Here is an 11,828-nt window from a genome sequence, read left to right on the forward strand (position 1 = left end):
TGACCGCGTTCCTCGCATGACGTCCGACCCGCCACCCGGTTGTCCGGTCGACTCCGTGTGCAAGTTTCTTCTACGGATGGGAAATCATGAACATTCTGCTGTGGGTCATCGCCGCACTGCTCGCCGCGGCTTTCCTTTTCTCCGGCCTGTTCAAGCTGGCCCTGCCCCACGAGAAGTACGTCGCCGCCCAGGACTGGGCCGAGGATGCACCGAGCTGGGCTCCCCACGCGATCGGCGCGCTGGAGGTACTGGGCGCGATAGGCGTGGTCCTGCCCGCCATGGCCAACACGGCGCCGCTTCTGGTCCCGATCGCCGCAACCGGACTGGCCCTGGTGATGATCGGCGCCGTGGCGATGCACCTGCGACGCGGAGAGATCCCGGCGCTGGCACCCAGCGGAGTACTGCTGATCCTGGCCGCGATAGTGGCAGGGGGCCGGTTCGGGCCGTACGCATTCTGATCCGGTGAAAGAGCGGCACGGTCCTGGCCGCGCCGCTCCTCGTTCCCGGCGACACCGCACCGCATGCGGTCACTTGTCGCCGAACTCGCCTTGCCCAGAACCGGTGTTCAGACTGTCGATCACCTGACCCTCGGGCGGGGCGACTTCGCCTCTTCCGCTGTCGCGAGCCTCTGAGGATGAGCGGACCGTCCCTGACCATTTGGGTGCGTCTCGTCCAAGTGGTCGCCCGGTGACGGGAGTTGCCACTCAAACCGCTGATGCGCCGGCCCCGCTCAGCCCCGTCGTGGCGTCGCGGCGGTGACAAGGGTGCCGGCCGCGGTGCGTCGCCCCGGCTCGATCTGCTGACTGAACGCCTCCAGGGCGACGGTGCTGTTGGCTCGGGAAGACCGCCATCTTCCCGAGGCTCTGGGCTCTGACGAGGGCTTCACCCGCAGGGCTTCCCTCGGGCGCGTGCATCAGGCGTACGTGTCCGTCGCCCGATCCGCGCCGGTCCACCGGGGCCACAGCGCCGTGGGTACCGTCGGGCAGAGTCACCCACAGCTGGAAGTCGTCGTACCGGACGAAGTCAGCGCCCTTGACGGGCCACGGGTAGTGGTGTTCGCCGGGAACCTTGGGCAGGACGCCCTGGTGGTTGCCATGGCCCATCGGCACGCACGCGTTGAACAGGGAGTCGGTCCACTGCTCGACGCCGTCGGCGTCCGTGATCGGCGTGCGCAGCAGCCTTTCGGTGCTCTCGTAACCCAGTTGCGCCAGGGCGGGCAGGGTGTCCGGGAAGGCACCGACAAGCTCGGCGGCCTCCCGTCGCAGACGGTCCACCTTCGCCGGGTCGGCGCAGAACTGCATGCTCCACTCGATGCCGACCCGCGCGCGGTACATCCGCCAGCCGCCGGCCCCCTTGACCCACAGACTGCCGCCGTGGTGCATCTCCCAGTGTTCGGTGCTGGGGGGCTGGGGCCCGTAGGGGAGGTCGTCCTCGTTCATCTCCGCGAGGATCTTGTGCGCGACCTTCTCCGCGGCCTGGAAGAACGTCGACTCAAAACGCGGGGGATGATCGACCAGCTGTATCTTCCAGGGGTGGTTCTCCGATTCGGTGCCGCCGAGTATCAGTGTTGCCGGGGGTCCAGAACCGGTTGCCGAAGGTGAAGCGGTGTCGGTCATGGTGGGCCTCCTCGCGCCGGTGACGCGGACTTGCGTCAGACCCGCAGTGCTTGCGCCTCTTCTTCCATCGTGCGCCCGCAGTCAAGGCCGGGCCAGTCGGCGGGCAGCTGTCACTTCTGTCCAAGTCCCGCCGTAGGTCGGTCAGTTGGCGTGTCCCAACCGCGGTCCTGGCGGGCACACCTGCCGCGCCCTCGGCTCGTCCCGCAGGCTGGAACACAGCGGCCGCCGGGCACTCTCGGCAACTCGGGGTGCCGCACTCCTGTCGAGCCACTCGCCCGTACCCGGCTGAATGCATGGCGCTCAGGGAAAGGCAGTTGAAGGACGGGCCCGGGCGCGCTGTGGTCAAGTTGAACGAGCAACCGTACGGTTGAGCCGTCAAATGTAATTCTCCGTCAACGACTTGCCCGTAGTCGAATGGCATTCGTGTACATCTCAGGATGCGACAGCGCAACCCAGGGCGGATGATGGAGAAGGCGGAAGTCCGCTCCTCTTCGCTCGCGCAGCCGAGGGCGGCACGGCGCTTGGTGGAGCATCGGCGAAACTCTTGAACGGTTCGTCACCAATATCGTTGTCTCGGCAATCACATGAGGTCGTGCAGAAGTGAAGCACGGTGGTGCACCTCGACATCGCGACCGAAGTGGCCGCGCACGCGGGGGAGTTGGGGCCCTGGGGGGACACCTACCGGGTTCGCGCCATGGTGGGAAGCAGGGCGTCACTCGGGGTGCGGGGCGTCGGCACCGAGCGGATACTCGAAGGAGACTCGGTTTTCGCCTCTTCGGTGATGCGCACGAAGCAGACAAGGAAACCGCCCGCTGCACGGCTGAGCCGGCATCCCGGAATTCCGCCGTCCCAAAGCGCGGAGCAGGTGTTGTCGGGCGCGGCAGACGCGATTGTCGGGGCACAGCGGAATGCGCCCGCTTGGTGATCAACGCCGTCGATGAGCCGTTTTCGGCGTGGACATCCGACGAAGGCGAGCTCCAGCCGGGGCGGCGTGCTTGTCCTGGAACACGGAGAACAATCCACGCACCAACTTCCGATGAGTGAGACTCCATCTCTCTTCCTGTACGCGAGGTGTCACATGATCAGGACCAGCCACCTCAATTGCATCATCCCCCCACACATGCTCGAAAAAATAATGGGCAGCGACGACAGCGACATGCGCCAGGTCGTGCTGAACACCTTGCTGACCACCGCTCGGTTGCGGGGTGAGCGCAGTGTCCGGGCGTCCTTCGCCGGCGTCGCCACCCCCGGCGATGGCCGACGGACCGTCTTCGACTGCACGCACAGCATCCTCCTTCCGTCGGCTGTTCTCGCCCGGTCGGAGGACGCACCGGAACCCGCGGACGCGTCCGTCAACCGTGCGTTCGACGGACTCGGAACGACACGCGACTTCTACAGGACGGTGTTCAACCGCAACTCGATCGACGGCGAGGGGATGCGCCTGGACGCGTTCGTCCACTTCGGCGAGAAGTTCAACAACGCCTTCTGGGACGGGCAGCAGATGATTTTCGGTGACGGGGACGGGAAGCTGTTCTCCGACTTCACCGGATCCACCGACGTGATCGGGCACGAGTTGACGCACGGAGTCACTGAGCTCACTGCGGGCCTCAAGTACCACAACCAGTCCGGGGCGTTGAACGAATCCATGTCGGACGTCTTCGGGTCGCTGGTCAAACAGTGGTCGCTGAAGCAGTCGGTCGATGAGGCGGACTGGCTGATCGGTCCTGACATCTTCACTCCGGGAATCGGCGCCGACGCCCTGCGATCGATGAGGGCGCCGGGGCACGCGTACGACAACGAGCTGTTCGGCAAGGACCCCCAACCCGACCACATGGAGTACTTCGTCAGCCTGCCGGACACCGAGAGGGGCGACCTCGGCGGGGTGCACGTCAACTCCGGCATCCCGAACAAGGCGTTCTTCCTGATGGCGACGCGCCTCGGCGGATACGCGTGGGAGGCTCCCGGGCTCATCTGGTTCGAAGCGCTCAAGGCCTCCAACTCCGAGACCCAGTTCCAGGACTTCGCGAACACCACCTACCGGAAGGCCGCGGAACTGTTCGGCGAGGACAGCGCCGAACAGCTGGCCGTGCTGGCGGCCTGGCAGGACGTAGGCATCCAGATCAGCGGGATCCTGGCAGGCGTCGCCCGGGCCCGAAGCCTCGCCGCCGACCGGAACGGCGGCACCAGCGGGGACGAGGGCCTGACACCGATGAGTCAGCAGATCGGCGCACTCGCCGCTCAGGTGACGGGGCTGGCCAAGGACGTGACCGCGCTGAAGGGCAAGTGACCGACGGCGGTGGACGCGGGCGAAGCCGAGCGGCGACGACACTGCCGGTCGGCCGGCCGGGAGGGTGTGCCCGATGAAGGTGACCTGGGAAACGTACGGAGGTCAGGCGGCTGCTGTCCGCCTGGGCCTCCCGCCCCAGTCGCTGAACTCCGATGCCCTGCCCGAAGACTCGGCGGAGGAGCTGGACCGGCTGGTGGCGGCGGCCGTTCCTGAGGCCGAGGAGAAACGGCCCAGTCGCGCCAGGGACGCCATGAGCTACACGATCACGGTGGAGGACGGCGGCCGCTCGACCGCTGTGACCCGGTCCGACGCCACCATGACCCCGGCATTCGCGGCCCTGCTGAGCTGGCTTGAGCAACACGCCGCGCAGCAGTGACAAGCTGGTGAGCGCCGCCCGCACGCAGCCGGGTGCAACTCCTGTGCGCCGTACGGTGTGTGAGGGGCCCTCATCTTGCTGACGGACCCCCACACGAGTGAGTCGGCAGCGCTGGAACTGAGTGGATTCTGCCGCTCATGGCATTCCGCACCGTCGGCCTCCTGAGATGCGACCAGGTTGTCAGAAAGGCACGATGAAGAGGGGACTCTCTCTTCTTGGAGGTGATGAGGATGCGACGTGTGTTCACCGCCGCAGCGGCCCTGGCTCTTCCGATTGCCCTGGCGGGCGCGCCGTCTGTTGCTGCGTCCAGTGGAACTGCTGCGCCTTCGGCTTCCGGTGTTCAGGTCGTGCACCGGTCGACGAATCAAAGCCATCTTTTCTCCCAGGGCCCGGATGACATCTGCAACTACACCAAGAGCCGCCCGACCCTTCAGCAAGGTTCGTCCGGGCGTGCGGTCCAGCAAGAGCAGTGCTACCTGAATCAGGCCATCGGCGCAGGCCTGGACGAGGACGGGGTCTTCGGGCAGCGCACAAGGTCCGCGACGAAGGAATTCCAGCAATGTTCCCGTATCGTCGTCGACGGGCTCGTCGGAGCACAGACTTGGTCCTTCCTCTCCTTCTGGGCCAACTCACCGGACGCTCCGTTCTGTTGACGGTCCCCACGGTGCGGCTGAGGCGCGGGTTCCTGAGCTGGGGAAGCACCCGAAGGACTGCAACGCAAAGGACTGCAACGGCCTTTTCTGGACCGTGGTTCGGTGACAATCGCCGTAGCACTGATGGCGATGTCGAGATCCCCGGTGCCGGCCTCTGAAGTACTCCGGCCGTGCGTGGCCGACCCTGCGCGAGACGCCCGGCAGGCTTCCTCAGACAGCGTGGTGACAGGTGACACCGCGCTGCCGCTCGGTCGTCCGAGAGCAGTTGCCGGGCCGCCACGGACAGTTAAACCTGTGGTCGCGCGGCCAGGCCGGGAACAGCCGGGTGGGCCGGCACTGTTGCATCGACCGAGGGACCGGCGCCGCAGGTGCGGGTCGCGGTACGCCCACCGCGCACTTGGACTGAACGTATTTCCGCAGGAGGACTGCTTCATGACTGACCGGCCGTTGACGCTCATGGCCGTACACGCCCACCCCGACGACGAGGCCACCGGAACCGGAGGCGTCCTCGCGCGATACGCGGCGGAAGGCGTCCGTACGGTTCTCGTGACGTGTACCGACGGCGGTTGCGGTGACGGACCGGGGGGTGTCAAGCCGGGCGATCCCGGCCACGACCCGGCGACGGTCGCCTCGATGCGCCGAAAGGAACTTGAGGCCAGCTGTGCCGCCCTGGGGGTCAGCGACCTGGAGATGCTGGACTACGCCGACTCCGGGATGGCGGGCTGGCCGAACAACGACGCCCCGGGATCGTTCTGGGGCACCCCCGTGGCGGAAGGCGCGGCCCGGCTCGCGGAACTCATGCGGCACTACCGGCCCGATGTCGTCGTCACCTACGACGAGAACGGCTTCTACGGCCACCCCGACCACATCCAGGCCCACCGCATCACGATGGCGGCGCTGGAGATGACCACGCTGACACCGAAGGTGTACTGGACCACGATGCCCCGCTCATTGATGCGGCGGTTCGGCGAGATCATGCGCGAGTTCGGTGCGGACATCCCGGAGCCGGATTCTGCCGAGGCCGCCGCGTTGGCGGAGATCGGCCTGCCCGACGACGAGATCACCACATGGGTGGAGACCACACCGTTCAGCGGTCAGAAGTACGACGCGCTCGCCGCGCACGCCAGTCAGGGCGAGAACATCTTCTTCCTGAAGATGGGCAAGGAGAAGTTCGGTGAGCTGATGGGCATGGAGACCTTCGTACGGGTCCTGGACCCCACCGGCACGGCGCTGCCCGAGAACGATCTCTTCGCCGGCCTCCGCTGATCCGGCCGCCCGTCCGCCCGTTCGATCGGGAGAGCGCATCGACTGAACAGGGTGATACCGGGTGCCGGTCGGACAGTCGTCCAGATCGACGGAGTCAGTCAGCTCGGGGAAGGTTTCCGGGAGCGGTGCGGGAACGCCTGCCCGAGCGGCCGACCCGCCGCAGGAAGGCGTTCCCCGGTGCGCGATACTCTCCCGATGGGTTCCCGCACTTCCCCGATCAGCCCGCCGGTCACGATACGGAGGGCAGTCGCGCGGGATGCCAAACGGCTCACGCGGCTCGTGCGTCGCTCAGGCGCGTACGAGGGTAAGTACGCGGCCGCAGTGGCGGGCTACCAAGTCGGTCCTGATTACATCGAGACCCACCGGACCTTCGTGGCCGTCAGCGCCGACGGGCAGGAAGGTCCGCAAGGTCCGCTCCTCGGCTTCTACTCGCTCGTTCTCGCTCCGCCGGAGCTCGACCTGCTGTTCGTCGCCGACCATGCGCAGGGACGCGGTATCGGTCGGCTGCTCGTCGCGCACATGCGGTCCGAGGCTCGTGCCGCCGGGCTCGACCGAGTCAAGGTCGTGTCGCACGTTCCCGCCGAGGACTTCTACCACCGCGTCGGTGCGGTGCGGACCGGGACCGCGTTCGCGAACCCGCCGGCCGTGCCGTGGGACCGTCCCGAATTCGAATTCCGTATTCCTTCGGAATGACGCGGTGGGCCGGTTCGCAAGGCGTCGGCTTCGGCTGCGTGGTGGCCGGCATGCGCGAGCCGCTGGACGCCGCGCGCTCCGTGTGTGCCGCCGTCTCTGCCACGGCGGGGGAGTCGCCGGCGGCCTCTCCTGGCGACTCCCTCCCGTCCGGCACGCCCACCGTGACACCGCGCCCGGCAGACCGACGCCGGGCTGATGATGGCCCGCGCTGGGGATATCCCCAGTTCGATCCCGGGGGTGCGCCGGATCGGCCCCGTTGAGGGGCGAATCTAGCGTTCAGTCATGGCTCTGACTCTGCGAAAGCACCTCGCCATGGCGGCCGGCGTCGCCACGCTGCTCGCCACCGGGGTGGCCCCCGCCGTCGCCCAGCCCGCTGATCCCTCCCGTGGGGGGCAGTTACGCCGCGACACCGAGGCGATCCGGACCCTCGGCATCAGCGGTGTGCAGGCCCGCGTGATCGAGCCTGACGGCAGGCAGTCGGTCGCTACCACGGGCACCGCCGACCTGAACACGGGCCGCCCAGTTCCCGCCGACGGTTACTTCCGTATGGCCAGCACCTCCAAGACGCTGGTCGCCACCGTGGTCCTCCAACTGGAGGCCGAGGGCAGGCTGTCCCTGAACGACACCGTCGACCGATGGCTGCCCGGAGTGGTGCGGGGCAACGGCAACGACGGCAGCCGGATCTCCGTCCGCCAACTGCTCCAGCACACCAGCGGCATCCGTGACGACCTGCCCGGATACGCCACGCCGCAGGAGTACTACCAGCAGCGCCACACCGTCTACGAACCCGAGCAGCTGGTCGACCTCGCCATGGCCCACGAGCCGGAGGACTTCCTTCCCGGCGACGGCTGGGCGTACTCCAACACCGGCTACGTCCTGCTCGACATGATCATCCAGAAGGCCACCGGTCAACCCGCCCACCAGGAGATCGAGAACCGCGTCCTGCGCCCGCTCCACCTCGACCACACCAGGTGGATGGGCACCTCGCCCACCCTGCCCCGGCCCCACGCCCAGGCCTACCAGCTCTTCGGCCCCGGTTCCCGGACGGACGTCACCGACCAGATACCAGTGGACTACGAGAACCTCTCCTGGGTCACGACCACGCGGGACGAGAACCGCTTCCTCCGCGCGCTGCTCGACGGCCGCCTGCTACCGGCACGGCAGCTGGCCCAGATGAAGCAGACTGTCCCGGTGAGCGCGGAGGTCCAACAGCTGTGGCCCGGCGGCCGTTACGGGCTCGGTCTGGTCGAACGCCCCCTGAGTTGCGGAGGAACCTACTGGAGCCATGAGGGCGGGGACGGCGGCTACATCACCCTCAACGGCGTCACCGACAACGGCGGGCGAAGCGTCGTGGTCTCCATGTCCGAGGCGCGTGGCGACAGCCTGGAACACATACTGGACCAGGAGAACGCGGCCAGCGCCCTGATCGACCACGCACTGTGCGCCGGGGCTCCAGCACGTGAGTGATCGCGTCGGTGCGGCCAGTGGGTGGTGCACTCGGCGCTGCGCTCCCTGGTGTTGCGCATCAGCGTTGCGCAACCCTTCGTCTTTCATGGCTGTCGGGCTCACCTCGGCGACACCTCGTCTTCGCCGCCAGCCTCGCCCCGCCCACAAGCGAGTCACCTCCAACAGGGGATCACGTTGTTGGCCGGGTGCTGGACTTGACGGCCCGCGGCTGGTGACGACACGGGCTCCCCGCTGCGCCGCTGCCTGCGCCCCATCACGCTCGGCGAGCGGATCGCCCTGGTCTCGTACGCTCCGTTGCGTCGCTGGGCCGCTACGAGAGGTGCGGATCCGGGCGCGTACGACGAACAGGGTCCCGCCTTCATCCATGCCGAGGACTGCGGCGGGTTCACCCCCGGCGAGAACTACCCCTTCGCTCGGCCAGGCGCACTGCGTACCGTGCGCCGCTATGACGCCCGGGGTCATAGCGCGGGTGGCCGCCTTCTGGAGATCGCAGCCGACGCCACGACTGGCTTCGATGCGGCCTTCGACGACGCGTTCCACGATCCGGACGGGGTGCTCCGGCACGTCAGAGCAGTGGAATACGGATGCTTCCACTTCGAGGTACGACGGCCCTCCGCCAAGGAGCAGTAGCAGCCGCACCATTCCCGCGGCCAGACCAAGGACCACCCAAGCCGCCACATGATCAACGGCTTCTGTCAGGACCACCGAGGCGATCGTTCAGGTTCGGCGCCGACACCTGGACCCTGGAAGCCGCCGCACGTGGCATTCGCCACGAGAGGAGGCAGGTGGCGTGGCGACTCCCCCGCATGCTTCTGCACGGCTCCACATGCGCCGGGCAAGGGACTGCGGTACTCCTCGAAGGAGAGACGTACCGCACTCGGTATCTCGGCGACGTTCGGAGCATGCGTGCTATAGAACTCGTTCGCCGTGATCCACCGTCGTATCCAGCTCGTACGAGACGGAGGCCGCCGCCATGCAACAAGCCGTCACCGTGGGCCTCGACGGTTCACCCCAGAGCCTCGCCGCCGCCCGTTGGGCCGCCGACGAGGCCGAGAAGCGCAGACTCACGCTGCGTCTGCTGCACGCGTGGCCCCTGCTGGCGCCGGAGCCCGCGCACGCTTCCCCCCAGGTCGACCAGAACTACTGGGCGAAGCGTCTCGTGCACACCGCGAAAGCCGAACTGCAAGCCCGCCACCCGGGCCTGAGCATCGTCGGAAGTCTGGTGGCCGACGATGCCGAGGAGGCGCTGCTCCAGGCGGCGTCGGAGTCCGAGTTGCTGGTGCTGGGTTCCCAGGGGCTGGAGGGCGTCGAGAGCTACTTCCTGGGCGATGTCAGCATGCCGGTCGTGGCCCGCGCGGCGCGACCGGTCGTACTCGTCCGCGCCGAAACTCCCGTACAGGAGGCACATCCCGCGCCTGCGAGCCGCGTGGTCGTCGCCCTGAAACTGAACGGACCCGCCGACGGCCTGCTCGACTTCGCGTTCCACACCGCCGCGGCCAGAGGAGTATCGGTGCTGGCCGTCCACGGCCGAAGCGTGCCGCTGCACGCACGCGTGCCCTGGGGAGTGGACCACGCCGCCACCGACGAGATGACGCGGGACGCGCAGCGCGAGCTGAGCAGGGTCCTCCGCCCCTGGCGCGAGAAGTACCCGCAGGTGGACGTGGCCGACAGCATCCGTCTGGCGAGCCCCGCCAAGGCCGTGGTGCGGGCTGCCGAAGGCGCCGTACTGCTGGTCCTCGGCCGGCGGGCACACCGGCACGGTGCCGCGCCCCACCTCGGTCCCCTCACCCATGGCGCCATCCACCACGGACGCTGCCCCGTCGCCGTCGTACCCCATGACTGAGCCCGGCCACCCCGGTCCGCCGCCCGCGCGCGCGGAGGTGTGCGAGACCCACACCGCGATCGTGTTCTTCGCTGGGGACCGCGCCTACAAGGTCAAGAAACCGGTGGATCTGGGGTTCCTGGACTACACCACGTGGGCGGCGCGCAGGCTCGCGTGCGAACGCGAAGTCGCCCTCAACCGCCGTTTCGCCCCCGACGTCTACCTGGGCCTGGGGGGATTCACCGGCCCGGACGGTCAAGCACCGGAACCTCTCGTGGTGATGCGACGCATGCCCGCGGACCGGCGTCTCTCCCGCCTCGTACGGGGAGGGGCCGTCCTGGACGACGTCCTGCGGAACGTGGCCCGGCACCTCGCCACATGGCACGCGGACGCGCCCCGCGGACCCGAAGTGGACGAGCAGGGCTCGCGAGACGCCCTTTCATCGCGCTGGGAGGCCAGTTTCGCCGAGATCCACGCGTCGGCCGACGACGGCTCCGTACCGGCGGGCATGACGGAGACCGAACATCTGGTGCGCCGGTATCTCGCGGGCCGTGAGCGGTTGTTCGCGGCCCGGATCGCACAACGGCGGGTGGTCGACGGCCACGGTGACCTGCTCGCCCAGGACATCTTCTGCCTCGACGACGGCCCCCGCGTCCTGGACTGCCTGGAGTTCGACGACCGGCTGCGCTACGTCGACGGCCTGGACGACGCCGCCTTCCTCGCCATGGACCTGGAGCAACTGGGAGCCCCGGAAGCCGCCGCGTACTTCCTCGCGGCGTACGGGCAGTACTCCGGCGATCCCGCTCCGGCGTCACTGTGGCACCACTACGTCGCCTACCGCGCGTTCGTCCGCGCCAAGGTCTCGCTGATCCAGGCCCGCCAGGGCGCACCGGGCGCGGAGGCGGCGACCCGCGGGCTGGTCTCCACGACGCTGCGCCACCTGCGCACCTCCGCCGTCGGCCTGACACTCGTCGGCGGGCTGCCGGGCAGCGGGAAGTCCACCCTCTCCGGCGCGCTGGCCGACCGGCTCGGGGTCACTCTGCTCAGCAGCGACCGGGTCCGCAAGGAACTGGCGGGCATTCCGCCGGAGCAGTCCGCGGCGGCCGGCTACGGCGAAGGGCTGTACACACCCGAGTGGACCGCCAGGACCTACGCCACCCTGCTCGACCGGGCGGACACGCTGCTGTCCGCGGGCGAGTCCGTCGTGCTGGACGCCACCTGGTCGGACCTGGCGCAGCGTGAAGCGGCACGGCAGGTGGCCGAACGCACCAGCGCCGAGCTGGTCGCCCTGCGCTGTCACGTCCCGGACGACGTGTCGGCGGCCCGCCTGAGCAGCCGCGCCTCCGGCCCCTCCGACGCCGATCTCGACATCGCCACCACCATGGCGGCCCGGGAACCCGCGTGGCCCGAAGCCGTCGCCGTCGACACCAGCGGCCCGTTGGAGTCCGCGGTCGCCCGGTCGCTGGCCGCCGTACGTCCCTGGGGCACCGGCCAGGCCCCGGTCTTCCGCCGCCCGTACATGGAGCCGGACTGACGGGGACCCATGGCGGCGCGGGGTCGGGTTGCGAGAGCTGCCCCCTGGCGAGCCGGAGCACGTGCGTGGTCGCGTCGGCGGACGCGGTGGCGCACCGGCGGCCGGTCTGCGGTG

At 68.6% G+C, this 11,828-nt stretch carries 10 protein-coding genes and 1 pseudogene; 10 read left to right on the plus strand and 1 reads right to left on the minus strand.

Annotated features, from left to right (window positions below; genetic code table 11):
• The first annotated feature begins 86 nt into the window (after positions 1–86).
• Positions 87–458, plus strand: a complete 372-nt coding sequence (locus ABZT12_RS17865) for a DoxX family protein (RefSeq protein WP_356384669.1) — start codon at positions 87–89, stop codon at positions 456–458.
• Positions 459–704: 246 nt separating this feature from the next.
• On the opposite strand, the gene ABZT12_RS17870 is transcribed toward ABZT12_RS17865, so the two are convergent.
• On the minus strand, positions 705–1,616 hold the full coding sequence (locus ABZT12_RS17870; protein WP_356384672.1) for a DUF6424 family protein: 912 nt from the start codon (positions 1,614–1,616) through the stop codon (positions 705–707).
• Positions 1,617–2,694: 1,078 nt separating this feature from the next.
• Between ABZT12_RS17870 and ABZT12_RS17875 the strand changes: the two genes are divergently transcribed.
• From ABZT12_RS17875 to ABZT12_RS17915, 9 genes and pseudogenes are all read left to right on the plus strand, one after another.
• The gene (locus ABZT12_RS17875) at positions 2,695–3,903 is read left to right on the plus strand and encodes a M4 family metallopeptidase (RefSeq protein WP_356384675.1); all 1,209 of its coding nucleotides are present in this window, start codon (positions 2,695–2,697) and stop codon (positions 3,901–3,903) included.
• 73 nt (positions 3,904–3,976) lie between these two features.
• Positions 3,977–4,279, plus strand: a complete 303-nt coding sequence (locus ABZT12_RS17880) for a protealysin inhibitor emfourin (RefSeq protein ID WP_356384678.1) — start codon at positions 3,977–3,979, stop codon at positions 4,277–4,279.
• Positions 4,280–4,518: 239 nt separating this feature from the next.
• Positions 4,519–4,932, plus strand: a complete 414-nt coding sequence (locus tag ABZT12_RS17885; protein ID WP_356384681.1) for a peptidoglycan-binding domain-containing protein — start codon at positions 4,519–4,521, stop codon at positions 4,930–4,932.
• Positions 4,933–5,364: 432 nt separating this feature from the next.
• Entirely contained in the window at positions 5,365–6,198 is an 834-nt protein-coding gene (locus ABZT12_RS17890; protein WP_356384684.1) for a PIG-L family deacetylase, read from the plus strand.
• Positions 6,199–6,393: 195 nt separating this feature from the next.
• Positions 6,394–6,891 (plus strand): GNAT family N-acetyltransferase, encoded by a 498-nt coding sequence (locus ABZT12_RS17895; RefSeq protein WP_356384687.1) that lies wholly within the window; start codon positions 6,394–6,396, stop codon positions 6,889–6,891.
• A gap of 282 nt (positions 6,892–7,173) precedes the next feature.
• On the plus strand, positions 7,174–8,358 hold the full coding sequence (locus ABZT12_RS17900) for a serine hydrolase domain-containing protein (RefSeq protein WP_356384689.1): 1,185 nt from the start codon (positions 7,174–7,176) through the stop codon (positions 8,356–8,358).
• A gap of 213 nt (positions 8,359–8,571) precedes the next feature.
• A pseudogene (locus ABZT12_RS17905) lies at positions 8,572–8,988 on the plus strand (DUF1203 domain-containing protein); the annotation flags it as partial.
• A 343-nt stretch (positions 8,989–9,331) separates the two neighbouring features.
• Complete coding sequence (locus ABZT12_RS17910) at positions 9,332–10,201, plus strand: universal stress protein (RefSeq protein WP_356384692.1); 870 nt, start codon at positions 9,332–9,334, stop codon at positions 10,199–10,201.
• Positions 10,194–11,714: an AAA family ATPase gene (locus tag ABZT12_RS17915; RefSeq protein ID WP_356384695.1), complete on the plus strand. Its 1,521-nt coding sequence runs from the start codon at positions 10,194–10,196 to the stop codon at positions 11,712–11,714. The genes ABZT12_RS17910 and ABZT12_RS17915 overlap by 8 nt, the downstream gene beginning before the upstream one ends.
• Positions 11,715–11,828 lie beyond the last annotated feature (114 nt).

The sequence above is a fragment of the Streptomyces sp. NPDC005423 genome (assembly GCF_040606415.1).
Lineage (GTDB): Bacteria > Actinomycetota > Actinomycetes > Streptomycetales > Streptomycetaceae > Streptomyces.